Source organism: Paenibacillus algorifonticola (assembly GCF_050481745.1).
GTDB classification, from domain to species: Bacteria; Bacillota; Bacilli; order Paenibacillales; family Paenibacillaceae; genus Pristimantibacillus; species Pristimantibacillus algorifonticola_A.
On sequence record NZ_JBCNGR010000032.1, the window covers coordinates 39061 to 64104 of the forward strand.

Annotated in this window: 25 protein-coding genes; 22 read left to right on the forward strand and 3 right to left on the reverse strand. The window is 49.5% G+C overall.

The features are described 5' to 3' along the window. Positions 1–319 precede the first annotated feature (319 nt). The 4 genes from ABEW34_RS23265 to ABEW34_RS23280 all read left to right on the forward strand — a co-directional run bounded on the left by ABEW34_RS23265 (position 320) and on the right by ABEW34_RS23280 (position 2684). Positions 320–748: a DUF1641 domain-containing protein gene (locus tag ABEW34_RS23265; RefSeq protein ID WP_056036104.1), complete on the forward strand. Its 429-nt coding sequence runs from the start codon at positions 320–322 to the stop codon at positions 746–748. Positions 749–779: 31 nt separating this feature from the next. Next, entirely contained in the window at positions 780–1958 is a 1179-nt protein-coding gene (locus tag ABEW34_RS23270) for an NAD(P)/FAD-dependent oxidoreductase (RefSeq protein ID WP_430161822.1), read from the forward strand. 216 nt (positions 1959–2174) lie between these two features. After that, positions 2175–2522 carry an MmcQ/YjbR family DNA-binding protein gene (locus ABEW34_RS23275; RefSeq protein ID WP_430161824.1) on the forward strand — a complete coding sequence of 116 codons (348 nt, stop codon included), beginning with the start codon at positions 2175–2177 and terminating at the stop codon, positions 2520–2522. Between the two features lie 6 nt (positions 2523–2528). Continuing rightward, a complete protein-coding gene (locus ABEW34_RS23280) occupies positions 2529–2684 on the forward strand; it encodes a hypothetical protein (protein ID WP_430161826.1) in 156 nt (51 codons plus the stop codon). Positions 2685–2820: 136 nt separating this feature from the next. Here the strand turns inward: ABEW34_RS23280 and ABEW34_RS23285 are convergent, their stop codons facing one another. Then, positions 2821–4143 carry a hemolysin family protein gene (locus tag ABEW34_RS23285; protein WP_430161828.1) on the reverse strand — a complete coding sequence of 441 codons (1323 nt, stop codon included), beginning with the start codon at positions 4141–4143 and terminating at the stop codon, positions 2821–2823. Positions 4144–4387: 244 nt separating this feature from the next. On the opposite strand from ABEW34_RS23285, the gene ABEW34_RS23290 reads away from it, so the two are divergent. Next, positions 4388–5155 carry a DUF1836 domain-containing protein gene (locus ABEW34_RS23290; protein WP_430161830.1) on the forward strand — a complete coding sequence of 256 codons (768 nt, stop codon included), beginning with the start codon at positions 4388–4390 and terminating at the stop codon, positions 5153–5155. A 129-nt stretch (positions 5156–5284) separates the two neighbouring features. Here the strand turns inward: ABEW34_RS23290 and ABEW34_RS23295 are convergent, their stop codons facing one another. Then, positions 5285–5638: a DUF4870 domain-containing protein gene (locus ABEW34_RS23295; protein ID WP_430161832.1), complete on the reverse strand. Its 354-nt coding sequence runs from the start codon at positions 5636–5638 to the stop codon at positions 5285–5287. 211 nt (positions 5639–5849) lie between these two features. Here ABEW34_RS23295 and ABEW34_RS23300 point away from each other — a divergent pair, with 211 nt between their 5' ends. From ABEW34_RS23300 to ABEW34_RS23375, 16 genes are all read left to right on the forward strand, one after another. Next, positions 5850–6899 (forward strand): LCP family protein, encoded by a 1050-nt coding sequence (locus ABEW34_RS23300; protein ID WP_430161834.1) that lies wholly within the window; start codon positions 5850–5852, stop codon positions 6897–6899. A gap of 54 nt (positions 6900–6953) precedes the next feature. Beyond that, entirely contained in the window at positions 6954–7376 is a 423-nt protein-coding gene (locus ABEW34_RS23305; RefSeq protein ID WP_046232653.1) for a CBS domain-containing protein, read from the forward strand. Between the two features lie 467 nt (positions 7377–7843). Further along, positions 7844–8794 carry a DUF2232 domain-containing protein gene (locus ABEW34_RS23310; RefSeq protein ID WP_430161836.1) on the forward strand — a complete coding sequence of 317 codons (951 nt, stop codon included), beginning with the start codon at positions 7844–7846 and terminating at the stop codon, positions 8792–8794. A gap of 113 nt (positions 8795–8907) precedes the next feature. Further along, positions 8908–9045, forward strand: a complete 138-nt coding sequence (locus ABEW34_RS23315; RefSeq protein ID WP_430161838.1) for a kelch repeat-containing protein — start codon at positions 8908–8910, stop codon at positions 9043–9045. A 1-nt stretch (position 9046) separates the two neighbouring features. Further along, positions 9047–10780, forward strand: coding sequence for a DHH family phosphoesterase (locus ABEW34_RS23320; RefSeq protein WP_430161840.1), 1734 nt, complete (start codon positions 9047–9049; stop codon positions 10778–10780). Beyond that, entirely contained in the window at positions 10777–11220 is a 444-nt protein-coding gene (rplI, locus tag ABEW34_RS23325; RefSeq protein WP_056036137.1) for a 50S ribosomal protein L9, read from the forward strand. Before ABEW34_RS23320 ends, rplI begins: the two co-directional genes overlap by 4 nt. Before the next feature lie 18 nt (positions 11221–11238). Further along, the gene (dnaB, locus tag ABEW34_RS23330) at positions 11239–12600 is read left to right on the forward strand and encodes a replicative DNA helicase (RefSeq protein WP_430161842.1); all 1362 of its coding nucleotides are present in this window, start codon (positions 11239–11241) and stop codon (positions 12598–12600) included. Positions 12601–12788: 188 nt separating this feature from the next. Beyond that, on the forward strand, positions 12789–14075 hold the full coding sequence (locus tag ABEW34_RS23335) for an adenylosuccinate synthase (protein WP_099517890.1): 1287 nt from the start codon (positions 12789–12791) through the stop codon (positions 14073–14075). 96 nt (positions 14076–14171) lie between these two features. Continuing rightward, positions 14172–14720: an NADPH-dependent FMN reductase gene (locus ABEW34_RS23340; RefSeq protein ID WP_430161844.1), complete on the forward strand. Its 549-nt coding sequence runs from the start codon at positions 14172–14174 to the stop codon at positions 14718–14720. 107 nt (positions 14721–14827) lie between these two features. Then, positions 14828–15655, forward strand: coding sequence for a hypothetical protein (locus ABEW34_RS23345; protein WP_430161846.1), 828 nt, complete (start codon positions 14828–14830; stop codon positions 15653–15655). Positions 15656–15798: 143 nt separating this feature from the next. Further along, positions 15799–17370, forward strand: a complete 1572-nt coding sequence (locus tag ABEW34_RS23350) for a peptidoglycan DD-metalloendopeptidase family protein (protein ID WP_430161848.1) — start codon at positions 15799–15801, stop codon at positions 17368–17370. Positions 17371–17668: 298 nt separating this feature from the next. Then, positions 17669–18433, forward strand: a complete 765-nt coding sequence (gene yycF / locus ABEW34_RS23355) for a response regulator YycF (RefSeq protein ID WP_430161850.1) — start codon at positions 17669–17671, stop codon at positions 18431–18433. Next, positions 18430–20274, forward strand: coding sequence for a cell wall metabolism sensor histidine kinase WalK (walK, locus tag ABEW34_RS23360; protein ID WP_430161852.1), 1845 nt, complete (start codon positions 18430–18432; stop codon positions 20272–20274). The genes yycF and walK overlap by 4 nt, the downstream gene beginning before the upstream one ends. Next, on the forward strand, positions 20274–21635 hold the full coding sequence (locus ABEW34_RS23365; protein ID WP_430161854.1) for a YycH family regulatory protein: 1362 nt from the start codon (positions 20274–20276) through the stop codon (positions 21633–21635). Before walK ends, ABEW34_RS23365 begins: the two co-directional genes overlap by 1 nt. 14 nt (positions 21636–21649) lie before the next feature. After that, the gene (gene yycI, locus ABEW34_RS23370) at positions 21650–22387 is read left to right on the forward strand and encodes a two-component system regulatory protein YycI (protein ID WP_430161856.1); all 738 of its coding nucleotides are present in this window, start codon (positions 21650–21652) and stop codon (positions 22385–22387) included. A gap of 62 nt (positions 22388–22449) precedes the next feature. Beyond that, positions 22450–23256: an MBL fold metallo-hydrolase gene (locus tag ABEW34_RS23375; protein ID WP_056036170.1), complete on the forward strand. Its 807-nt coding sequence runs from the start codon at positions 22450–22452 to the stop codon at positions 23254–23256. On the opposite strand, the gene ABEW34_RS23380 is transcribed toward ABEW34_RS23375, so the two are convergent. Then, positions 23225–23464, reverse strand: coding sequence for a hypothetical protein (locus tag ABEW34_RS23380; protein WP_430161858.1), 240 nt, complete (start codon positions 23462–23464; stop codon positions 23225–23227). The genes ABEW34_RS23375 and ABEW34_RS23380 overlap by 32 nt on opposite strands. Positions 23465–23655: 191 nt before the next feature. Between ABEW34_RS23380 and ABEW34_RS23385 the strand changes: the two genes are divergently transcribed. Next, positions 23656–25002, forward strand: a complete 1347-nt coding sequence (locus ABEW34_RS23385) for a S1C family serine protease (protein WP_430161860.1) — start codon at positions 23656–23658, stop codon at positions 25000–25002. The last annotated feature ends 42 nt before the right edge of the window (positions 25003–25044 follow it).

The window sequence follows — 25044 nt, forward strand, 5'->3', positions numbered from 1 at the left end:
CAAAAGTAGTCTTTTTATAAAAATATAAGGATATATAATCTGGATGCATAACATTTTCCACTATTTCAACGCTTAACGGCAGTGCCTTCAAGGGGCTGCAATGGCGTATACGCTTGAACTTTACACAAGTAACTAAAAGTTGTAATTGCAGTTTTTGTCGCAAAGGAATAAAATGAACATGAGTGTGGTCAAGTCCCTCTAATGATGCATCCTTATTGTGAAACATTTCACAATTTCGGGCTTTTTTCAGAGGCGGCTTGCAGTTGTAACGGCGTTTAACTAATCATGCAACAATCAACGCAAGGGAGGCATTTTTCGTATGTCGGAAACATTAACAGAGCAAGAAGTACAGACGGGATCTGTACGTAGTGAACTGGACGTTCTGGAGCAATTGCTTAAACCGGAAATCCAAAGCTCGCTGAATCAGCTGGTAGAAAGCTTGCCTAAGCTTGCTGAAATGGTTACTTTGATGACCAAAGCTTATGATGTGGCAACAACTGTAGCGAATGACCAAGTGCTTATGGGCGACATGAAGCATGGTATCGAGGAATTTGTTAAGCCTATTACGGACAAGGCTAAAGGCATTGCATCGGCTGCTGTAGAAGCTAATGATCGTGCACATGCAGAGCCTACGACAATCGGTCTGTTCGGCATTCTCAAAATGCTGAAGGATCCTCAGGTTCAACAAACATTGCGTTTCGCGCAATCGTTCCTGGATGTATTGGCAGAGCGCAACAAACAGCGTTAAGATCGGATCAGAATGAGAACGGAGGATCAGTATGTCTAAGCATATTTTGATTTTGGGTGGCGGTTATGGCGGTTTGCTGAGCGCATTGACAACTCGCAAATATATGTCCCCCGAGGAAGCAAGCATTACCGTTGTTAACCGTATTCCATCGCACCAAATCGTAACGGAATTGCATCGTCTGGCAGTGGGCGGCGTTCATGAGAACAACGTTGCTTTGCCGCTGACGAAGCTGTTTAAAGATAAATCCATCAATTTGGTTATCGACACAGTCGACAAAATTGATCCGGACCAGAAGCAAGTTCACCTTTCCAGCGGTGCAAAAACTTCCTACGATACGCTTGTTATCGCTCTTGGCGGCGAAACGGCATTTTTCGGCATCCCAGGCCTTGAAGAGAACAGCCTGACGCTGAAATCGGTTGAGGAAGCAAACCGCGTGAGCGCGCACATTCAAGAGCGCCTTGCTGCGTATGCAAAATCCAAAGACAAAGCTGACGCAACAATCGTTGTTGGTGGCGGCGGCCTGACTGGCATTGAGCTGATCGGTGAAATTGCCGACATGCTGCCAAAATGGTGTGAGCAGTACGGCGTTAACATCAGTGAAGTATCGGTTTACAACGTTGAAGCAGGCCCGTCGATTCTGGCTGGTTTCCCTGTGGAGCTTGTTGACCGTGCGAAAGCAAGCCTTGAAAAACGAGGCGTTCAATTGCTGATGGGTATTGCGGTTACAGAAGTAAAAGGCAACGAGGTTATTTTGAAAGATGGTCAAACGCTTGTGGCTAACACATTCGTATGGACTGGCGGTGTTACAGGCAACCCTGTCGTAGCAAATTGCGGTATTGAAGTAAACCGTGGCCGTGCTACAGTCAATGAGTTCCTGCAATCGACTTCGCACCCTGAAGTTTATCTGGCTGGCGACAACGCAGTTGTATTTAGCCCAGACGGCCGTCCATATCCGCCAAGTGCACAAATCGCATGGCAAATGGGCGAAGCAATCGGCTACAACCTGTTTGCGCAATCCAAAGGCTTGCCGCAAAAATCGTTTACATTCGTTAACTCCGGCGTTCTTGCGAGCCTTGGCCGCAAAGATGCAATCGGAACCGTTGGCGCAAGCCAGCTGCGTCTGAGAGGCACTACAGCTTCCCTGATGAAAGAAGCAAGTAACGTTCGTTACCTGTCGCATGTTAACGGCTTGTTCTCGCTCGTTTACTAATTTAATTAATCAATAACCATAATAAGTCCTCGTTTAAACGGCAGCAGCTGTTTGGGCGAGGACTTTATTTTTTCATATATTGGCATTTTATAAGTATCACACTTATAATGGGCTTATATTTCAACGCGAAACGATAGCTTTGCCGCCAGGGGACGGTTTCATCCGTTTACGCTTGACTAGAAGATGGTACGATAAGGAAAAAGGGGGACAACGGCAATGGAGCATTATATTAAATATTGCCTGGGCAAGAAGGGCGCTTTCAAAGACTATCCTTTCGGACCGGAAGCGCTGGTTATGAAGGTTGAAGGGAAAATGTTTGCTTTGATCGCAGAAGACGACCGGAAATCGATATCTCTCAAATGTGACCCTATCATTGCTGAAAATTTACGCGAGCAGCATGCAGCGGTCATCCCTGGCTACTATATGAACAAGAAGCACTGGAATACGGTGCTGCTGGACGGCAGCCTGGAGCAAGAAGAGGTCGAGAGCATGATTAACCACTCTTATGAGCTGGTGGTAAAGTCGCTTCCGAAGACGGTACGCGAGAGCTTGAGCGGCAGTTAATGGGCGTTGCTGGCATTATCAGAGCATTCACTGCGGGGCGCTCTGCCGCAGGCTTATTTTACCCCGGTCGTACTCGTTATTATGGTGACAACGTTAGTCACGCCGCCGCTCATAAGCAGCTTTTTAAGCTGGAGCAGCCAGCTGACTAATGCGAGGGAGTAGGAGTTTCATTGTATTCTCTATGATTTCAGGGCTTCATCGTACGTGGTTTCTGTCATGAGGCCAGGGTCAACAAAACATTCGAAAAAACGGGGCGCCTCTCATATAAGAGATGCACCCCGTTTTTATTTTATTTGCCTTAGGCCGTTGTCTCGACCTGAGCATCTATTTCATCCGTTTCGATAATCAGCTCAACCTTCTTAATTCGGTGCTTGCCGATCTCACGAATAATAAATCGCATGTTATGGTGATGAAGCTCTTTGCCGATGCGCGGATCTTGAATTTCGCTGTACAGCCAGCCGCCGACCGTATCGACTTCCTCATGCTCCAGGTTGACCCCCGTAAGCTCGCTCAATTCGTCGAGTGATACTTTACCGTCAAGCAGGTAGCTGTTGTCAGCAAGCTTCTCAATGTCCTTGCGCTCGTCAGCATCAAATTCGTCACGGATTTCGCCAACAATTTCTTCTAAAATATCTTCAATCGTAATGAGGCCTGACGTCCCGCCGTATTCATCCATCAAAATGGCGATATGCACTTGCTCCTGCTGCATGCGCTTGAGCAGCGTCTTGACAGGCAGCACTTCGGAAACCGTAAGTACAGGATGGATCAGCTTTTTGAAATCAAACTCTTTATTATGATGAAATTGCAAAAACATTTGCTTCGTATTGATCATGCCGATAATGTTGTCTTTGCTGTCTTGAGCGACAGGAAAGCGCGTATATTGTTCTTTATGAATGATTTCCATGTTTTCAACTAACGATTTATTGGAATACAGACAGATCATATCGGTGCGGGGCACCATAATCTCCTTCGCAAGCATTTCGTCAAAAGCGAAAATGCGGCTCACGTAGCCATACTCCGTGTTATTGATTTTGCCGCTCTGGTAGCTGTCATTCAGAATAATCTGAATTTCTTCTTCGCTATGAGCGTCTTCATGTTCTTTAACGGCCTTCAGACCGAACATACGCACAAGCGCATTAGCAGAACCGTTCAGTACCCAGATGAAAGGATACATAACTTTGTAGAACAAAATGATGGGCTTTGCTACAGTAAAGCTGATAAATTCCGCTTTTTGAATCGCCCATGTCTTCGGAGCAAGCTCACCAATAACGACATGCAGGAAGGTTACAGAAGCAAAAGCAATAATAAAGGACAATACGTGACTGACTTCAGTGCTTATACTAAGCTGTTGAAAAAGAGGGAACAGGATTTTCTCCACTGTCGGTTCACCTAGCCAACCTAACCCGAGAGCTGTAATGGTAATACCAAGCTGACAGGCCGACAGATAACCATCCAAATTGCTTGTAACCTGTTGTACGGCAAGAGCGTTTTTCTTGCCTTCAAGCACTAATTGATCGACTCGGCTTGCCCGGAGCCTGATAACGGCAAATTCCGTTGCTACGAAAAAAGCAGTCATCACAATTAATAATGCAATCAATAACAGATTAAGTCCTATACCCATGTCTACTTTTCACTATCCTTTTTAAATGAATTTTAAGTTCTTATGAACTAATATACCGAACTCAAGGGTCAATATGCAATCTCGCCATTCGTTGTTAGCAGGCCATATGAGGCAAATTACAGGCAAAAAAGCGAAAAATGTTGATATTATTGGCTATTATCTCATCTTTACATTCCTATATCGCGGGCGTATGATAAGTTCATTCGAACTTGAAATGGTTCAGTACAAGTAGGAGGAAAGCGATATGGAGTCATTCACGCTTACTCGAAAAGAAATGGCTTGCCTGCTAATGGCGCTGGATGGACAGGATGGACATCGTCCCTTGCAGGTGCTGCAGGATGCCTGGAAGAAGACGCACCGCAATGCAATGGAAGCTGGAGCTTCTCTGCCTGCCTTCTTATCCACGGCCCTTCCCCCCATTCTGGAGAAGATGATAAAAGGCAATGAGGTGAGAGGCTTCTCACTGCAGGAAATCGCTACGCTCGGCCATATGGTGGAGTATTCCAACATGTCTATTACCTCTATGCAGAATTGGGTGAAGCGCGATTTTAAGGCGTATTTCAATTGTCCAAAAATGGGCAAAAAATATTCGCTGAATCAAGCGGCGCTATTGTTCGTCATTGATGATTTGAAATCGAATCTCGATTTTGAGTCGATTCGCAAGCTGCTAGAGATTTTATTCATTAAGCCAGAGGATGAATCGGCTGATCTGATTGGCCCGCTCGAGCTATACGCATCTTACTCGGCCATGTTTGAAGAGCTGGATGCGAATAATGACCAGCTTCTGGATACCTTCGGCCATGTGAAGGGCGGCAGCAAGCAGGATGCATTGACGGAAAATGCGATTAGGGCGTCGGCGGACCGCTTTGCACGGAAGCTGCCGGATTTGACGAACGACCAGTCGGAGGCGCTCCGCAATATTTTGTTCATTGCGGCGATTTCGATCCAGACGGCGTATTTCCACTCGCTCGCTCGCCGCTATTTGAATGCTACCCTGTTTCTGCATCGGTGATGATGCAGCAGGGGACCTGTCCGATTAGGCTGGCTGTGCAGGTGGTACGCCAGGCGGGAAAATAATAAGGCTCCTATCCTTGAGTGGATGGGAGCCTTATTTTTGATGGCGACAGATGTTTCACCCAATTTACTTGAATTGTGCAGCTTGTTTCTCGGCGATATCGCCAACGTAAGGCAGCTTGAATTGCTTGCCTTGGTAAGCCTGGAGCATCAGGAAGATCCAGAGTGCGAAGCCAAGAATACCAAGCAGGGCGCTGATCAGTGACCCGATAAACGGAATAATGTTCAGCACCATCATAACCACGGTTAAGCCGCCGAACGTAATAATCGATTGCATCGCATGAAATTTTACGTACCGGCTGTTTTTCTCCAATACAAGGAAGATGATTCCGGTGATAAAGCCCAAAACATAACAAAGCAGCGCTGCGACCTTAGGATCGAGCCCAGTTGAGGATTGTTCAGGTTGATTAAATTGTTGCATTTGTGAGGGTCATCCTTTCTGATTCAAAAATGAATGTTGCGTTACACTATATTCTTCCTTACCCTCTATTATTCCTGCCAAAACTCGCTAGAATACATCATTTGGTAGCAAAGTCTTGTAAAAGTTTTGTAACTTATGGCTTAGTGATGTCGTTTATGATGGTGAGTGTGCTTCTTGAGCACTATAATCTTACTAGTTAGGAGTTAGAGCAATGTCTAAATGGACAAAAAAGAAGAAGTGGATATATACGCTCTGCGCAGCGGTGCTTGTGCTTGGAACGGCGGGTTATCTCAATCGTGGAGCGCTTGCTATGCTGGGCTTCAACTGGTTTCTCTCCGATCAGGTAGCTACCCAGCTGGAGCAAACCTATAAACCAATAGAAGGCCGCGAACCTATTCAAGTCGGCAATATGAATACGAATCCGTTCGCGCTTATGCTGCTTGGCGTCGATCAGCGCGGCAAGGAGACGGGAAGATCGGATACGATGATTTATACGGTCATACGTCCGAAAGACGGCGCTATTCTTATGGTTTCCATCCCGCGTGATACGTATACGGAAATTATGGGTAAAAACAAAGAGGACAAAATTACGCATGCGTACGCATTTGGTGGAGCCAAGATGGCGATCGAGACGGTCGAAAATCTATTTAACCAGCCAATCAACTATTATGCCGCTATTAATTTTCAAGGGTTCAGAGATGTTATTGATGCAATGGGAGGGATTTCCCTGCCGATTGCAGAAGATATAGTAAATAAAGATCCCGATCACGAAAAGTTTGTCGTGAAAGGCGGTCAGGATGTATATAATGGCAATGATGCGCTGAATTATGTTCGTTACCGTGAAGATGCCGGAGGCGATATGAGCCGTACGGGAAGACATCAAATTTTTCTGAATCAGTTGCTGGATAAAGCATCAGAGGTTGGTCAATGGAGCAAAATTCCTGACCTGATTGACATTATGGGTGAAAATTTCAGTACGGACATCCAGCCTGACCAGATGATCAAGCTGGCGCAGCAGCTGCTGCAGCAGGATAACCGCACGATATACAGCCATACGCTGAAAGGCGAGGGTCATAGGCTGACGAACGGCGGCGCATGGTATTATTTCGCAGATAAAGACGATTTGTCCAAGACGCAGGCGATGATTGGCAACTGGCTGAACCCCGATACGGCAAAGCAGGATTTAATCATGCCGGATGAGTACGCATCGAAAGTGCAGAAGCCGGTTGGCTCATTGTCCAGCGCAAGCGACGCCGAGTAGACTGCAGGCAGTCTCATGGCGGTAAGCGAAGGAAGAAATGGAGTTGAGTGACGGATGAACATTGCGTTTTTTCTGCTGCCCAAGCAGGAAGTCGTAACGGTAACGCATGACGCAACACTTAGGCAGACGCTGGAGAAAATGGAGCATCACCGTTATACAGCCGTACCCATTATTAATGCCGAGGGCGAATATGCAGGTGCTGTCACAGAAGGCGATTTATTATGGTTTATGAAAAATAGGCCGGAGCTGACTTTCGAAATGACGAATAAAGTCAAGCTGGCGGACGTTCCGCTGCGGCTCAATCACCGCTCGGTTCGAATTGATGCGAACATGGAAGACCTTATAATGCTGGCGAAGGTGCAGAACTTTGTGCCAGTCGTCGATGACAGCGAGCATTTTATTGGCATTGTGCGGCGCAGTGAAATTATTGATTATTGTCAGACGATTATGCAAAGCGCGATTGCGATTGAAGCATAGTCTATTTCAAGGAAGGCGGAGAGCAGCGGCTCTCCGCCTTTTATCAATGTAAGGCCTCTGTTGCTGAGATCAAGCAGTTCGGGAGGCTCACTCCATTTTTGACGGACTGAGGTTCCGCTATTCTGGCTTTTGATACGGTTTCTGGCTGTAAGCGGACAGGAAAGCCGTTATTGTCTTCATTATTCCGTCAATATGACAATTCGCAGCACATTAGCGGCTCCTGAGTCCGCAAGCTGTACCCAAACCTGCGATTCTATTGAAATAGCGGCTGCTGTGTCCGCCAAGTTTATCTTTTTTTAGGATGCAGAGGCATAAAGCCCTAAATGAAGAGTACGTCGCTGCCTTTTGTTACGTGGATTCACATTCATTTCACCGCGAAACGAGCATTGTCTACAAAGTAAGCCAATACCGTTTACGCTTGTTGGATGCGGTGAAGCTTATTTATGATATAATGGGGTCTGGCAAGCATGGCGGCTAGAATTACGAATATACATGTGCAAGAGGTGAACGGTTTGAAGACCGGTATGAAATCTGTTTTATGGAGCGCGGCAGCACTGCTCCTGTTATTGTCCATAGCTGTACCTGTTCTTAATATTTTGACCATATTGTTTCTTATGGTCCCTTATGTGGTGTTGTACACAGCGCTTCCTGCGCGTGGGTTCATTCTGCATATGCTGCCGGTATGGGTGCTGTCCTTCCTTATATTAGGACCTCCAGCGTTAATTATCGGTTTGTTTTTCCTTGTTCCGTCTATAGTGATGGGGCATATGTTCAAGAAGCAGATGCCTGCACATAAAGTGCTGTCAAGAACGGTTATTACGCTGCTTGTACTGTTTTTGATGGAATTTGCAGCCTTTGAAGTGATTTTAGATTTGTCCCTGACTAGCGAAATGGGCAATTTTGTTCGCTCCGTATTTAATGATCCACAATTGCAGCCGTTGCTTCCTGTGGAATGGAGCGATGAGTATACCGAGATGCTCATTCAAATGATGCTGAATACGATTCCGCTCGCTGTTATTAGCGTATCGTTCTTCTACTCTGTTGTTACCCAGTATATTTCACGGCGTGTGCTTGGTACTTCTGGCATCGAGGTGCCGAGAATGCCGCTGGCGAAAGATTGGATGCTGCCGCGGGTTTTAGTCATTTATTATGTGATTGTTTACATTCTCAGCCTGTTTGTCAGTCCTGACAGCAAGTCCTTCATTGGAGTAGCCGTGCTTAATTTGCTGCCATTGCTGAGGCTGGCTTTTGCAATCCAAGCCGTCGGTTTCTTCTTCTATTTGGCTCATGAACGCAAATGGAACCCAGCTATCCCGGTGCTTATTGCAATACCTGTACTGATTTTCTCACCGCTTAGCTTAATCGGTGTGCTTGATGCTGCTTTCCCCATCCGCAAGTCATTTACGAAGAAATCCTAGCACAGGAGCGATCAGGAAATGCCAAAGTTTTTAGTTGTTCGCTGGCATGGCATGCATCAGTTGGTGGCTTTCGCTATTATGGCGGTTATGACGACAGCCCTTGCTTGGTTCGAATGGCGAATCGGGCTTGTTGCTCTGCTGTTTATGATCGGTTTCAGCGTATATGGTTTTCTGGCGGAGCGGGCGTTCCGCAAAGATTTAAAGACGTATTTAGGTACGATTTCTTACCGGGTAAAGAAGGCTGGCAATGATGTGATTAGCGAGCTTCCTTTCGGTATTATATTGTATAATGAAGACAAGACGGTTGAATGGCATAACCCTTATATTGCTGAAATTTTGGGCCATGATTCTGTCGTGGGCCAGACCATCGCAGAGCTGTTTCCCTCCTTGCACCAGTCGAAGGACAAGGAACGCGAGGCAGAGCAGCAGGTTATAGTGGGGAACTATGTTTTTCAACTGATTTTCAAGCCGGAAGAGCGCATTTTGTATGTGAAAAATATTACGGAGCTCTGGCATCTCTCCAAGAAATATGAAGAAGAGAAGCTGGCGCTTGGTATCGTCATGATTGACAGCTTGGATGAAGTGACACAGGGCATGGACGATAATCAGCGTTCGGCGCTGCTGTCCAAGGTGACGACAGAGATAACCGAGTGGGCGCAGCGCTATCAGCTTCATATTAAGCGGCTTACCTCAGACCGGTTTATGCTCATTACGGATCTCAAGACCCTTAGGCAGCTGGAGCAGTCTCGGTTTATCCTGCTCGACGAAGTTCGTGAGCTGACCTGTGATCAGAAAATCCCAACAACGCTCAGCATCGGCTTTGCTGCTGAGGCAGAGAGCATCGTCGAGTTGGGCCAGTGGGCGCAATCCAGCCTTGATATTGCCCTTGGGCGCGGCGGGGATCAAGCAGCTGTCAAAATCGGCGGCAGGCAGTCCTTCTATGGCGGCAAGTCCAATGCGGTCGAGAAGCGGACCCGCGTTCGGGCTCGCGTCGTGGCGCATGCGCTTAGAGATTTGATTAAGGAAAGCGGCAATATTATTATTATGGGCCATAAGATGCCGGACATGGATGCAATCGGCGCGGCTATTGGGATTACGAAGGCGGCGCAAATGTTCGGCAAGGAAGCTTTTATCGTGCTGGAGGGCATTAATCCTTCGATTCAGAAAATGATGGAGATGCTGCGCGAGGATGAGCGTTTCTCCAAACGGTTCATTACGCCGGAGCAGGCGATGTCCATGACGAACAATAAGACGCTGACGATTGTCGTTGATACCCATAAGGCATCGATGGTGAAGGAACCGCGGCTCATTGGAGCGCATGGGAAAATCGTCGTCATTGACCATCATCGCCGTGGCGAGGAGTTTATTGCGAATGCGCTGCTGGTTTATATGGAGCCGTATGCGTCCTCGACTTGCGAGCTCGTTGCCGAGCTTCTGCAATACATTGCGGATCGGATCGTGCTTGATGTCCGGGAAGCGACCGCGCTGCTCGCTGGCATTACGGTAGATACGAAGAGCTTCTCGCTTCGTACCGGTGCCAGAACGTTTGAGGCGGCATCGTTCCTGCGTCGCAATGGCGCGGATTCAATGCTGGTGCAGCGGATGCTGAAGGAAGATTTGGAAGAGTACGTCCGCAAGGCGGAAATTATTAAGCATGCGAGCGTGCATTATGAGCATATCGCGATTGCGGTTACCGAGCCGGGCCGCAAGGTTGGCCAGCTGTTGATTGCGCAGGCGGCAGATACGCTGCTCAATATGACCGATATTTTGGCATCGTTCGTCGTTGGCGAGCGCACAGACGGCCTAATCGGTATTAGTGCGCGTTCGCTTGGCGACATGAACGTGCAGGTCGTAATGGAAAGAATGGGCGGAGGCGGGCATTTAACGAATGCTGCCGCCCAGCTTGAAGGCACCGTTAGTGAAGTAGCGGAGAAGCTTAAAGCGGTACTAAAAGAAATTGATAAGGAAGAGGGGTTATTTGAATGAAAGTAATTTTTTTGGCAGATGTTAAGGGACAAGGGAAAAAAGGCGAGGTTAAAGACGTATCCGAAGGTTATGTGCGTAATTTTTTACTTCCTAAAGGACTGGCAAAACCGGCATCAGACGGCAATCTGAAGACGCTCGAAGTGCAAAATGCTTCCGAGCAGAAGCGTAAAGCGCAGGAGAAGGAAGATGCGAAGACGCTTGCGAAGAAGATGGAGGAAATGACGATCGTGCTGAAGACGAAGGCTGGCGAAGGCGGCCGTCTGTTCGGCGCCATCACATCCAAGCAAATCGGCGAGCAGCTTGCTGCACAAGGCGTTAAGGTCGACAAACGTAAAATTGAGCTGGAAGAGCCAATTCGCACGCTTGGCATGACGGAAGTGCTTGTGAAGCTGCATCCTGAAGTGAAAGCCAAGCTGCGCGTTCAAACAACGGAGGAATAATAGTTATAGGGGGAAATGATGAGTACAGAGCTGAAGTTTGATCGCGTTCCGCCGCAGAACATGGAGGCGGAACAAGCCGTTATCGGTGCCGTACTGCTGCAGGCGGAAGCGCTGATTACAGCTATGGAGCGTCTTCGCAGTGAAGATTTTTACAGCGGCCCCCATCAGCGCATATATGAAGCGATGATTGAGCTGGCTGAAAATAATCAGCCGATCGATCTTGTCACGCTGACTGCACATTTGCAGGATCAGCAGCTGCTTGACGAAATTGGCGGCGTATCTTATTTAGCACGGCTGGCCAGCTCCGTTCCAACGGCAGCGAACGTCGATTATTACGCGCAGATTGTAGAGGAGAAATCCTTGCTGCGGCGTCTGATCCGTACGGCTACGAATATCGTAACCGAAGGTTATGCCGGAACAGAGCAGGTGGGTGCGCTGCTCGGCGATGCGGAGCAGAAAATTCTCGAAATTTCCAATAGGCGTTCCAGCAGCGGGTTTATATCTATCCGCGACGTGCTGATGGAAGTGTTTGAGAAGGTCGAGCATTTGTATATGAACAAAGGCGGTACGTCAGGCATTCCATCGGGCTTTGTCGATTTGGATAAAATGACGTCCGGCTTCCAGCGCAGCGACCTTATTATCGTTGCTGCCCGTCCTTCCGTTGGTAAGACAGCATTCGCGCTGAATATTGCCCAAAATGTCGGCGTTCGCGCACGCGAGACGGTCGCCATATTCAGTCTGGAGATGTCGGCTGCGCAGCTTGTGCAGCGGATGATTTGTGCGGAAGCGAATGTGGACGCGGGCCGGATGCGGACAGGCTTTTTGGAGGGCGACGACTGGGAAAAGCTGACGATGGCGATTGGTGCTTTATCCGAGGCGCAAATCTTTATTGATGATACGCCCGGCATAACGGTCGCCGATATTCGTGCAAAATGCCGTCGTTTGAAGAAAGAGCGCGGGCTTGGCATGATATTGATCGATTATCTCCAGCTTATATCTGGCCGTGGCAAGGCTGGGGAAAATCGGCAGCAGGAAGTATCGGAAATTTCCCGTACCCTGAAGCAGATTGCCCGTGAGCTTGAAGTGCCGGTTATCGCGCTCTCGCAGCTCAGCCGGGGCGTTGAGCAGCGTCAGGATAAGCGTCCGATGATGTCCGACCTTCGGGAATCCGGTTCAATTGAGCAAGATGCTGACATTGTATCCTTCCTTTATCGGGATGATTATTATGATAAGGAATCGGAGAAAAAGAATATTATCGAGATCATTATCGCCAAGCAGCGGAATGGACCGGTTGGTACGGTTGAGCTGGTGTTTCTGAAAAATTTCAATAAATTCGTAAGCTTGGACCGTTCTCATGAGGATCCATCGCAGGCATCCTAATGATATCCGAACAATTGTAGAGCTCTTACTACAATTGTTCGTTTTTTGTTTGACTTCTATTTCGGGTACTGCTACACTAATATTGCTGTCTTCGTGCGTCACCCGTTGTTCTCGTAAGTAAGGGAAAACCGGTGCAATAGAAGAACAGTAAATTTCGGTGTGTCTATACACCGGACGGGGGTATGTTTATGTCTACGGTTGTTGTGGTTGGTACGCAGTGGGGAGACGAAGGAAAAGGCAAAATTACCGATTATCTGGCTGAAGGCGCCGACGTCGTCGCTCGCTATCAAGGCGGTAACAATGCCGGACACACTATTCTCATTGACAATAAGAAATATAAATTAACGATGGTACCTTCGGGAATTTTTAATCACAATAAAGTGTGTGTCATCGGTAATGGTATGGTTATTAACCCTAAAGCGCTAATTGAAGAAATTAACTATATTCAGGAAAACGGGTTCTCGACTGAAAACTTGAAAATCAGCGATCGTGCCCATGTTATTATGCCTTATCATATCGTTCTTGATGCATTGGAAGAAACTCGCAAAGGCGATAATAAAATTGGTACAACGGGCAAAGGCATCGGTCCTTGCTACATGGATAAAGCCGCTCGCAACGGCATTCGGATCGCCGATCTGATGGATGCTGAAGAGTTTGAGCAAAAGCTGCGCCGCCTTGTTGTTGAGAAAAACCAAGTGATTGAGCAAGTATTCGGCGGCGAGCCGCTGAATGCAGACAGCATCGTTGAGGAATACCTCGCTTATGCTGAAGTGCTTCGCTCGTATGTAACGGACACGTCCGTTGTATTGAATGATGCGATTGATGCTGGAAACAAGGTGCTGTTCGAAGGCGCGCAAGGCGTTATGCTGGATATTGACCAAGGTACATATCCATTCGTAACTTCGTCCAATCCATCCGCTGGCGGCGTATGTATCGGTTCTGGCGTAGGCCCATCGAAAATCCAACAAGTTATCGGCGTAGCTAAAGCCTATACAACACGTGTTGGCGATGGTCCATTCCCAACGGAGCAAAACAATGCAATCGGCGACTTGATTCGCGATAAAGGCCATGAGTACGGTACGGTTACTGGCCGTCCGCGCCGTGTAGGCTGGTTCGACAGTGTAGTTGTACGCCACGCTCGTCGTGTTAGCGGAATCACTGGCTTGTCGCTTAACTCGCTCGACGTTATGACAGGCATTGAAACGGTTAAAATTTGCACCGGCTACAAATATAAGGGTGAAATCATTACGCACTATCCAGCAAGCCTGAAAATGCTTGCGGATTGCGAAGCGGTATACGAGGAGCTTCCAGGCTGGTCCGAGGATATTTCTGGCGCAAAAACGCTGGATGATCTTCCAGTGAACACGCGCAATTACTTGAACCGCGTATCGGAGCTGACAGGTATTCCGATTGCGATTTTCTCCGTCGGCCGCAACCGCGAGCAGACAAATCCGGTTGTAGCTATTTACGAATAGACGAATCCGTTAGTCGGATAAAGATTAGGAAGACAGCTGCGAATGCTGTCTTCTTTCTTTTTTTTCATAATAATTAATGAAAAGGGATGATGAGGAATGAAGAAGGAGATTCAGCTTTTGGCCATTTCGGGGAGCTTGCGTGAGAAGTCTTCCAATACTACGCTTATGAATGCTATTATCGCGCTTGCTGCGGAGCATGTAGGTTTCAGCGTTTACAGCGGGCTGGTCGAGCTGCCGCATTTTAATCCGGATTTGGATGTAGAGGAAGGGCCAGCAAAGGTTGAGGAGCTGCGGAAACAGCTAAAGGAGGCCGACGGCGTCCTCATCTGTACACCGGAATACGGGAATGGCGTTCCAGGCTCCTTGAAAAATGCACTCGACTGGATCGTGTCCTCTGGTGAATTCGTCAACAAGAGGGTAGCGGTCGTCACCGCATCGCCATCTCCAATGGGCGGGGATAAAGCCAATGCTTCGCTGCTGCTCACGCTGAATATGATTAATGCGATTATCGTAGATCACGGCGTAGTGATGATTCCGCATATCACTCTCAAGATGAGCAAAGAAGGCGCCATTACGGATGAAGCAACGAAGCAGCAGCTGCTCGCTATGCTGGCTAGTCTGGAACAGCCCCATTCTGTTGAATAAAAGGGCCTCTCAGCACTGAGCAGCGGTTATGTGCCCTTTCTCTTGTCCATAATGGTAAAAGAAACCATTGTATAGACGGGTCAAACGGGAAGGGCAAGGTGGAGAGCATGTGGAAGATGACGGGCTGGCTGGCGAAAACGGTGGCGGCTGGAATTATTATAAGCTTTTTGTCGATTTGGACGACGGGCTATATTGTGAGCAGTTACTTGGATACGATTTTGAAGCAATATAATTTGCCGCTGGAAGTAAAGCCGATGGCGCTAACTGGATTATGGGGAAAAATGTGGGGCGCTGATCCACTGATGGCGGATACAGGCGGCTCCAAAGGGCAGTCTGGCGCCTCGCAGACTGGAAAGGATGGCTCAGGGGCAAGCGGCGGCAGCTCAGCTGAGCAAGGAGAGACGGGGGCGCAGAAGCCGGATGGAGCGATTTCCTCAGGCGAGGACGCAGCAGCAGGGGAAGATTCCCCGCTGGCCATCGATGCTTTCGGGCAGCAAACGGAGCCGCCGCTTACCGATATTGGCATTGGTGGCGGGACGAAAGCGGATAGCGGCGCGGCCTCAGGCATAGGAGCGGGCAGCACAGAAAGCGGTACTGAAGGCAGCACGGCGAACGGGGATGCGGAAGCGGTGGATGGAGAGCAGCCTTTAGCGGAGTCAGAATCCGACACAGACAGCTCCTCCATTGACGGTACGGAGACAGCGGTTACGACGGATCAGCTGAACCAGGTCAAAAGCCAAATGAGCGACACGGACAAGACAGAGCTGTTCGGATTATTAATGACCAAGCTGCCCCAAGAAGCTTGGCAGACGATATCCGGCTACATGGAAGATGGCCTTACAGATCAAGAGCTGACCCAGCTTCAGCAGGTCATTGCCCAGCATTTGAGCAAGGAAGAATACGGGCAAATTATGAGTATTCTGAAGAAATATTAATATTAGGCGGTATTCGGAGAGGTTGCTCCTCGTATTAAGGCTATGTTAAAGTAATATTCGGGTGTTCTGACGGGACAAAGGGCCCTGATGTAATTCGGAAGACCTAATTAAGATAGCGGCATTAAGGCGAGAAGGAGAAGATCATGACCGATTTTAGGGCAACGGATCGGATCCGAAAGGCGTGGAATACCTCCATTCAGTTCTTTCGGCAATTCCGAGCACAAGACTCGAAAGGCATCAATCAACAACCGACCGCAGCAGTGCAGGCAACATTGACATCGACATCAGCAGCTACTAACTATAAAAAACCTATCATCCTTGCAGGCGGAATCATCGCAATTTTGGCAGCAGTCGGAATTGGCGGTATACAATATGTGAAGGCTAACACGAATGACTACTATCACTTATATATGAACGGCACCGAAGTAGGAACGATTGGCAGCCCGCTGGAGGTTGGAGCGCTGCTTGAGCAGAAGGCATCCGAAGCACAGCAGGCAACGCCAGATATTCCAATCATGGTGGAATCAGGTCAACTTACATATACGAGTACAAGTGCTTACAAAGGCAGCCCGGATACGCAGCAGACGCTTGCGAAGCTGGAAGGTCTGCTTACAACCCACGCAGTTGGCGTAGAGGTGAAGGTAAATGGCAAAGTAATCGGTATTGTGAAGAGCCAGGCAGCAGCAGACGCCGTACTCGCACGTGTGCAGAGCAAGTATGCACCGGAGGAGAAGACGGAGAAGGAATCAACGAAGGTTCGCGCACTCGCTTTTTCACCAGAGGAAGTAGAAGTGGACAAGAATACACCTAAGGCAGGCAAGGAACTGACGGATGTCGCTTTCGTAGAGAAGGTGGAGACGGGGGCGGTATCAACTTCGCCCAGCGATATCGTCTCTGATACGGATATGTACAAGCTGCTCGTAGAGGGCACGATTAAGCCAACGAAATATAAGGTACAGCAAGGCGATTGCGTCGGTTGTATCGCGCAGAAATTTGATATTTCACCGCAGGTGATTTACGAGAATAACAAAGGCATTGAAGATGATATGATCAAGGTTGGAGATGTGCTTGATCTTACCGTTCGACAGCCAGAGCTGTCGGTCCGGACAACCGAGAAATTGACGGAGATCGTGACGATCGACCCGCCAACCGAGGTTCAGAAAAACGACGAGATGCGTGTTGGAGAATCCAAGCTGATCAGCGCAGGCGTCAGCGGCTCCAAGAGCCTGACCTACAAAATCGTGAAAGAGAATGGTTACCTAATCAGCGAAGAGCTGGTAGACCAGCAGGTCATTAAGGAAGCTGTTCCAACGGTCATGATGAAGGGCACGAAGGTCATTTTGGGCGAAGGAACGGGCGTATTCTCCGCTCCCGTATCGGGCTATTCGGTGTCCAGTACGTTCGGAACGCGTTGGGGCCGGTTGCATAAAGGGATTGACATGACGGGCGGCAAAACGATTACAGCAGCCGACAATGGGATTGTTATTTTTGCAGGCACGAAGAACGGCTACGGCAATGTAGTCATTATTGATCATAAGAATGGATATGAAACGCTGTACGGGCATCTTGACTCGATAAGCGTCAGCGTAGGCGATATATTGGAAAAAGGCGATACACTGGGTATTATGGGCAACACGGGACGTTCTTACGGTGTCCACCTTCATTTTGAAATTCATAAAGACGGAGAGCTTCAAAACCCGTTGAAATATTTATAATCGGACTTATACCATCTAGGGGGAGTGCAGCCGAAGCGAAAGCTTGCGGTGGCGCTCCCTTTATTATTTTAAAAATATTTCATTCTTATATCCGCTTAGAATTCTAGGGCAAAGCTCTTCGCTCGTCCCAGAAAGACGACGAAGTCGTTTTTGCTTGGCACCAGGCGCATGAAGGAACTTTAATTGGGAACTAGGTATGGCAGTATGGTAAGATAGTATTGCTATGCGTATCAAGTTTTACCCTAAAGTATAGGAAGATTAAACAGATAAGAATTAGGAAGCGACAGGCGGTGTGACGATGCACGGTAAAATTTTAGTGGTCGACGACGAACAGCCGATTGCAGATATATTGAAGTTCAACTTGGAGAAAGAAGGCTACGAGGTCATTTGTGCTTTTGACGGCGGACAGGCTGTGGAGCTTGCTTTCGCAGAGAAGCCGGATTTAATGCTGCTCGACTTGATGCTTCCGGTGAAGGATGGCATGGATGTGTGCCGCGAGGTTCGCGCAAAGCTGCATATGCCGATTATTATGCTGACGGCGAAGGATACGGAAATCGATAAGGTGCTGGGCCTTGAGCTTGGCGCCGATGATTATGTGACGAAGCCGTTCAGCACCCGCGAGCTGCTGGCAAGGGTGAAGGCCCATCTAAGACGGCAGCAGAAATCGGCGGAGGCTACGGTAAGTGCGGCAGGCGTGCACGGTTCGGATGGCGGACAGGACGCGCAGCAGGAGAAGCAGGGCCTGCGTCTGTTTAATTTGTTCATTGATACCGACATGTATGTTGTCTACAAGGACAATCAGCCGCTTGATTTGACGCACCGGGAATACGAGCTTGTGTATTATATGGCGCGCAACAGCGGGAAGGTTATGACGCGTGAGCATTTGCTGCAGGCGGTATGGGGCTTTGAGTATTTTGGCGATGTGCGAACGGTGGATGTGACGATCCGCAGGCTGCGTGAGAAGATCGAGGACGATCCGAGCAGGCCGGAGTTCATTATGACACGGCGCGGGCTTGGCTATATGATGCGAAGCACGAAGCCAGGAGGTTACGGTTACGTATGATGGGGCGGCGATTTTTTCGCACGATCCAAGTGAAGCTGGTCATTATTTATTTGCTGCTGATTTTGGTAGCGATGCAGTTGATTGGCGTTTATTTCATCAGCACGGTTAAGACGTCGCTGACGGACAGCTTCACGAACAACCTCAAGGAGCAGGCCGATATATTGTCCAAGCTGGCGGCGCGCCACTTATCGATCAAGCCCGGCGGGGATCTGGATACGAATGTGGAAAGCGCGGAAGGGCTCAGCCTCGTCGTTCGCAACTTGTTCAGCATTAGCGGCACAGAGGTGCAGGTGCTCGACGCGAACGGCAAAATCGTTGCGACATCCGTTCAGGTGCCGGAATCGTATGTAGGCAAGAAAAACCCGTCGCTCGCCGTGAGCCGGGCGCTGGTGGGCATTCCAGAGAATGAGGAAGAGATCATTGACGAAAATAATGTCCGGAAAAAGATCATTGCGCTGCCGGTAACGGATAACGACAATGACAATGTGCTCGGGGCGGTCTACATGGTGGCGTCGATGGACAGCTTGTATGACACGGTGAACCGGGTCAATCAGATTTTTTTCTCGGGAACGCTTATCGCATTGGGCCTGACGGGGGTGCTGGGCATTTTGCTGGCTCATACGATCACGAACCCGATTCAAGGACTGACCCGGCAGGCGGCAGCAGTTGCTGAAGGCAAGTTCGATCTCAAGGTGCCCGTGCTTGGCGATGATGAAATTGGGCGGCTCAGCATGGCGTTTAACGATATGACGATCCGGCTCAAGGAGGCGCTGTCGGTCAATGAGGAGGAGAATGAGAAGCTGAATTCCATTCTCTCCAATATGAGCGATGGCGTTATTGCAGCGGATGAGCATGGGAAGGTCATCGTCTGGAATCGGCGGTCGCTGGAAATGCTTGATCGCAAAAGCTGCGAAAATTGCAGCCTGACCGAGCTGCTGTCGCTGCCACAGCAGCGCTTGGACGAGCTGCGGCAGGGCAAGGAGCAGACGCTCATTCTCGACCGGGGCGAGGAAGCGGAAAAGGATGAGGCGGAAGGGATAATGCGCGTCACCTTTACGCCCATTCATCGCCGGGATAAAGGGACGACCGGCACTATTGTCGTCCTGCAGGATGTCACCGAGCAGGAGAAGCTTGAGCAGTCGCGCCGGCAGTTCGTTGCGAATGTCTCCCATGAGCTGCGGACACCGCTGACGACGATCAAGAGCTATGCAGAGGCGCTGAATGACGGAGCACTAGCAGAGCGGGAGCTGTCGGAGCGATTCGTTGGCGTCATCAGCAATGAGACGGAGCGGATGATTCGTCTCGTAACCGATCTGCTGCATTTATCGCGGCTGGATTCCAATCAGGCGCCTATGCGGCGCAGACAGACAAACATCCACGATATGCTCGATGAGGTGGCAGACCGGTTCTCGTTCCAGCTGCGCCAGAAGTCGATTCGGGCTTCTATTCAGGTCGATAGCGAGCTGACGGAGGCTTGGCTGGACCGGGATCAAATTGATCAGGTGCTGGACAATCTTTTTTCCAATGCGATTAAATATACGCTGGACGGCGGCAAAATTCAGCTGAGCGCCCGCAAGCAGGAGCAATCGCTAATTGCAATCAGCGTCAAGGATACGGGGATTGGCATTCCGAAGCGGGATTTACAAAAAATCTTTGACCGCTTCTACCGCGTAGATAAAGCGCGTTCGCGCAATATGGGCGGAACGGGGCTCGGCTTGTCCATTGCCCGGGAAATCGTCAAAGCACATGGCGGCATGATTTCGCTTGATTCGGAGCTGAATGTCGGGACGACGGTTACGTTCACGCTGCCGATGCTGGAAGAGGACGGTGAGCGGAGCTAATGGAACGGGCGAAAACGATGATTTTAATTTTTTTGGTCGCCTTTAGTCTCATGCAGAGCTATTTTCTCGCGTATAGTATGCCAGGACTTGGTGCTACGGTACGCACAGAGCAGGACTACATCAATGCCGAGCCGCTTGGCGAGGAGACGACGGTGGAAAACGTTATTTTTCCCGATGAGCTGATTATCCACTTTGGCGGGGACAAGCACACGGTGCTGTATCCAGGCATGACCTTCTATAACATGATTCTCAAGGATCGCATACAGGGCCGCGAGTTTAAAGGGTTTCAGCGAAGCCCGATTGATGTAATGGATTGGGAGCAGGTGCGGAAAAAGGATGCCGGCGTTGAGCTGCGCTTCCAGAATGGCGTGCCTGTTGATCTGCTGCGCAAGCTGCTTAAGGTACAGGGCGACATTATGTTTCTAAATGAGACGATTGACCGTATCTGGATTTTCAAAACGAGCAATACGGAAGAGGTGCGGACCTTCTTCTTTAGCGCGGATGGCGATATCGTCTATGAATCGGTTCAGGCCGACTTGACGGTTCGTGATGTGCAGGATTACGTCGGGTTCGGGGAATACCAGACGAATTACCAGTATGCGGACGGCGATCTGTATATCCCGGATAAGCCGCTGCAGTCGGTGGAAATGGTTTATCCGTATACGGTTTATTCCGCGGATGTGGTGCAGCGCAATCTGTTCTTTGATCCAGGAACGACGAAGGCGCTCAAGGATCGCAGCGGCGCACAAATCTATACCGATGGCAAACGCGGGCTTCAAGTGGAGCAGAGCGGCAACTGGATGATTTATACCGATCCGGCAGCGTCGAAGAGCGCGGACAATATTTTGAGCGATAATATGTATGCCGCAGTGGAGTTTGTGAATCAGCATGGCGGCTGGGATGGCACGCATCGCTTCGTTAATCCTGTTCTGGATGCGGACAGCAAGCTAGGCAAAACAGTGCTGTTTCAGCAGTATTTGGAGCAATATCCGGTTCTGGAGACGGCAGGGTTTCAGTATGGCTGGATTCGGCTGATTTTGCAGCAGGGCGTGGTGACGGAGTACAACCGTTCGCTGATTACGCTTGGCAATCAGGCAGAATCGCGGGTGTCGCGTTATTTGCCGGGCGGCGATGATCTGCGGGGTGCGCTCAAGCATTATGCTAAGCTGTCCGAGGTCGCTAGCTTATTCCCAGCGCTTCAGGCGGTGCCGAAGGAAGGCAGCAAGCTGGATTTTGTCCCCGTATGGGGTGTGAAGCTGACGGATGGCACGCAGGAAGTGTTGATGGAGGCTTATCCAACGGGCTACGTTCCGCTGGAAGCCACGAACGGTGCTGAAGGAACGGCTGGAGCGGCGAAGTAGGAGGTGAGAGGCGTTTGGATTGGAGCAGAGCGAAAAGTGTGTTGATCGGCAGCTTCCTGCTGCTTAATATTTTGCTTGGCTATCAGGTATGGCTAGAGGTGCGGGAGCAGCTGGACATCAACAATCACTCCGCGGAGCTTCCGCCGGATACCGCCCTGGTCATGAAGCAGAAGCGCATCGAGCTGAACGCCAACTTGCCGCTTGAAACGCCAAGCATGCGTGATTTAACGTACCAGCTCCAGACGCAAAGTCTGGAGGAGCAGGAAGTTGTGAAGCTGGAGACGCCAGTGGATAGACGAATTGTATTCTCGCAAGCGGATTTGCTGACGGCCTTAGGCGATCAAATTCCAGACATTGAACAGTACGCTTTCGATCCATTGGGCAGCAAGGCAGGTGTATTCGTCTTGTACCGGATGGTCGATAACCGGCCGTTGTTCGAGGTCAAGCTGGAGCTGTATTACAGCAATCAGAAAATTACAGGTTTTAAACAGTCGCGCATTGAGGTGCTGGAGAGCAATGATGCGAAGCAGCAGACGGTGCTGCCTGCAGCGAAAGCGGTAGCGCCGTTCATTGAGCGGAATTTGCCGGATGGCTCGGTCATTACCGATATCCAGCTTGGCTATCATGGACAGACGTTCGATACGGAGATGCAGGTATCCGCGCCCTATTGGCGTGTGCTGGTGGAGGATGCGGACCGCCCTTATTATATCCATGCGGTAAGCGGTGAGGTTGCCCAGGATAAGGAGCAGTAGGAGAAGGCGCAGAGTTATTCAGCGACAGGCTCAAGTGGGAGAAAGGATAGGACGAGGCGGAAATGGGACTATGGTTTACAGTACTGGCAAGCGGTTCAACGGGGAATGGCACAATTATTAATAATGGCGACAAGATGGTACTCGTCGATGCGGGGCTAAGCGCCAAAAAAATGGAGGAGCTCATGAAGGAGCGCGGAGTGTTCGGCCATCAGTTGGACGCGCTGTTCGTCACGCATGAGCACTCTGATCATATTAAAGGGCTCGGTGCGTTTGCGCGCAAGCATGAGCTGCCTATTTATGCGAATGAAGCGACTTGGGGCGCGATGGAGCGGCATGTGGGCAAAATCGATGCCGATAAGCGCATTGTGATCGAGACGGGAGATACGCTTAACTTCGGTTCGCTGCAAATACAGTCTTTTCCGATTTCGCATGATGCTGCGGAGCCGGTGGGCTATACCTTCGTCGATCAGGGCGTTAAGCTGAGTCTGGCGACCGACCTTGGTTATATGAGCGATAAGGTGAAGCAGGCGATCATTGATTCGGATGTGCTGGTGCTGGAATCCAATCATGATACGGAGATGCTCCGGATGGGGCGTTATCCATGGAATACGAAACGGCGCATCTTAAGCGACGTCGGACATTTATCCAATGTAGCGGCTGGGGAAGCGCTCTGCGAGCTGCTGACGGACCGGACAAAGCGGGTGTATTTGGCCCATCTTAGCCTTGATCATAATTTAATGGACTTAGCGATGCTAACCGTTAATAATATATTAGAAGACAACGGGATTTTCTTCAAAAAAGAGGACTTCCCCCTGCGGCACACGTATCACGACAAGCCTACTGAATGGGACGAAGTGAAGAAGAAATAAGCTTGTGCAGCTGTTCATCCATTTGATTGTCAAGCTGACTAGTCTTGGCTTGTAATTCCTCTACTGTAACAATGCCTTTCTCTAGCAGAAGCTCTAGCAATGCGCTTAAGGTTAGAACGGTACGATAGTGCTCCTCTTTCAGATCTGCGAGCATCGCGCCGAGCTGCACATGCTCCCAGGCGGAGGGGATGGAAGTAGGTTTTTTCATTAAAATCAAGCTCCTTTGGCCATGGAATGGAAAGCAAATCATCTTTTAATAAAAATTTTCTCTAGCTGCGAATTGTAATCTATTATTATTGTAGTCCAATCTTCCGAAATTATTCCTAGCAGCATTAATTTGGATTGAGAGATATACCAAATAGTCTTGATGTCGGCCGGATATCGAGAGGAGAGATAGATATGGGATTATTCGATGACGATTTCTATTCGACGAAAGTATCCAGACGCACACGCGCCTTCAGCAAGGAGCGGCGCATCTTGTCAAGCAAGCAGACGAGGCGGAATTGGTCCAGTGTGCGCATTGCCTTTATCTCTTCATCTACAAGCGCAATAGCGGCTGTGCTGCTGTTCGGGCTGTTCTTTAATGGCGGAGTTGGCGGCAGCGCCAACGTGCAGGCGGTTTCTACGGCGAAGATGTCGGATGACAGCGAATCGCTGGAAATGAAGACGATTCAGGCTTCGGCGAAGGTCAGGCCGGCTGTCGTCAGCGTTATTAATGAGCAGCGGCAGGTTTTCAGCATGGGTGTTCCGAATGATGAAGGCGATGGCGGCAAGAGTGAAAGCAAAGACAGTATAGAGAAGAACAGCTTGCAGCAGGCCGGCGTTGGTTCAGGATTTATTTTCAAAAAAGAAAATGGCAAAGCCTATATTATGACAAACTACCACGTCACCGTCGATGCGGATGCGCTTAAGGTTACGCTCATTAGCGGCGAGGAGCGCGCGGCGAAAATGATTGGCGAAGATCAAATTTCTGATCTGGCTGTGTTGGAAATCGACGACAAGGGCATTGATACCGTTGCGGAAATCGGTGATTCCTCTGCCTTGCAGCCGGCTGAATTCGTCATTGCCATCGGCAATCCGCTCGGGTTGGGCGATTCCTTATCCATGGGTATCGTTAGCAAAACACGTCAAATCGTGCCTGTATCGCTGAATCAGGATGGCAACTATGATTGGGAGCAAGAGGTTATTCAGGTGGATGCGTCCATCAACCAAGGCAACAGCGGCGGCCCGCTCATTAATCTGAATGGTCAGGTCGTCGGCATCAACAGTATGAAAATTGCAGATATCGGCGTGGAAGGTCTCGGTTTCGCTATTCCGACGAACATTGCGATGCCAATCATAAATGATTTACTGGAAAAAGGCTATGTGCCGCGTCCGTATTTGGGCGTGTACACGATGGACCTGGCGCAATATTTTGCACAGCAGGGCGGCAGCGCTGGCGGGAAAGCCGGCAGTTCGAAAGATGGCAGCGACGATGAGGCTGAAGGCGCGGCGCAGCTTATTTTGCCGGAGGAGGTCCGGGCGGGCGTCATTGTGCTGGAAGCGGTCGGTCCAGCGAAGCAGGCGGGTCTCGTCTTCAACGATGTGATCGTCAAGCTGGATAAGCAGGCCGTTGGCAGTACGATGGAGCTGCGGAAGTACCTGTACTCCAAGAAGCACATCGGCGACAAGGTGGAAGTGACCTTCTACCGGGACGGCAAGCTGACGACGGCGCAACTTTCGTTAACCGATAAGGTGGAAGAATAAAAATCGTCATCCTATTAGGGAGAGCGGTCGTGGACAGGAGGA

What these genes read in the sequence shown, in the direction of transcription:
- ABEW34_RS23270 (WP_430161822.1), top strand. Translation starts at nt 780, where the DNA reads ATGTCTAAGCATATTTTGATTTTGGGTGGCGGTTATGGCGGTTTGCTG.
- dnaB (WP_430161842.1), top strand. Translation starts at nt 11,239, where the DNA reads ATGAGTACAGAGCTGAAGTTTGATCGCGTTCCGCCGCAGAACATGGAG.
- rplI (WP_056036137.1), top strand. Translation starts at nt 10,777, where the DNA reads ATGAAAGTAATTTTTTTGGCAGATGTTAAGGGACAAGGGAAAAAAGGC.
- ABEW34_RS23340 (WP_430161844.1), top strand. Translation starts at nt 14,172, where the DNA reads ATGAAGAAGGAGATTCAGCTTTTGGCCATTTCGGGGAGCTTGCGTGAG.
- ABEW34_RS23300 (WP_430161834.1), top strand. Translation starts at nt 5,850, where the DNA reads ATGTCTAAATGGACAAAAAAGAAGAAGTGGATATATACGCTCTGCGCA.
- ABEW34_RS23375 (WP_056036170.1), top strand. Translation starts at nt 22,450, where the DNA reads ATGGGACTATGGTTTACAGTACTGGCAAGCGGTTCAACGGGGAATGGC.
- ABEW34_RS23265 (WP_056036104.1), top strand. Translation starts at nt 320, where the DNA reads ATGTCGGAAACATTAACAGAGCAAGAAGTACAGACGGGATCTGTACGT.
- ABEW34_RS23310 (WP_430161836.1), top strand. Translation starts at nt 7,844, where the DNA reads ATGGCGGCTAGAATTACGAATATACATGTGCAAGAGGTGAACGGTTTG.
- walK (WP_430161852.1), top strand. Translation starts at nt 18,430, where the DNA reads ATGATGGGGCGGCGATTTTTTCGCACGATCCAAGTGAAGCTGGTCATT.
- ABEW34_RS23290 (WP_430161830.1), top strand. Translation starts at nt 4,388, where the DNA reads ATGGAGTCATTCACGCTTACTCGAAAAGAAATGGCTTGCCTGCTAATG.
- ABEW34_RS23285 (WP_430161828.1), bottom strand. Translation starts at nt 4,143, where the DNA reads ATGGGTATAGGACTTAATCTGTTATTGATTGCATTATTAATTGTGATG.
- ABEW34_RS23295 (WP_430161832.1), bottom strand. Translation starts at nt 5,638, where the DNA reads ATGCAACAATTTAATCAACCTGAACAATCCTCAACTGGGCTCGATCCT.
- ABEW34_RS23365 (WP_430161854.1), top strand. Translation starts at nt 20,274, where the DNA reads ATGGAACGGGCGAAAACGATGATTTTAATTTTTTTGGTCGCCTTTAGT.
- yycF (WP_430161850.1), top strand. Translation starts at nt 17,669, where the DNA reads ATGCACGGTAAAATTTTAGTGGTCGACGACGAACAGCCGATTGCAGAT.
- ABEW34_RS23305 (WP_046232653.1), top strand. Translation starts at nt 6,954, where the DNA reads ATGAACATTGCGTTTTTTCTGCTGCCCAAGCAGGAAGTCGTAACGGTA.
- ABEW34_RS23345 (WP_430161846.1), top strand. Translation starts at nt 14,828, where the DNA reads ATGTGGAAGATGACGGGCTGGCTGGCGAAAACGGTGGCGGCTGGAATT.
- ABEW34_RS23315 (WP_430161838.1), top strand. Translation starts at nt 8,908, where the DNA reads ATGGCGAATCGGGCTTGTTGCTCTGCTGTTTATGATCGGTTTCAGCGT.
- ABEW34_RS23385 (WP_430161860.1), top strand. Translation starts at nt 23,656, where the DNA reads ATGGGATTATTCGATGACGATTTCTATTCGACGAAAGTATCCAGACGC.
- ABEW34_RS23275 (WP_430161824.1), top strand. Translation starts at nt 2,175, where the DNA reads ATGGAGCATTATATTAAATATTGCCTGGGCAAGAAGGGCGCTTTCAAA.
- ABEW34_RS23335 (WP_099517890.1), top strand. Translation starts at nt 12,789, where the DNA reads ATGTCTACGGTTGTTGTGGTTGGTACGCAGTGGGGAGACGAAGGAAAA.
- ABEW34_RS23380 (WP_430161858.1), bottom strand. Translation starts at nt 23,464, where the DNA reads ATGAAAAAACCTACTTCCATCCCCTCCGCCTGGGAGCATGTGCAGCTC.
- ABEW34_RS23350 (WP_430161848.1), top strand. Translation starts at nt 15,799, where the DNA reads ATGACCGATTTTAGGGCAACGGATCGGATCCGAAAGGCGTGGAATACC.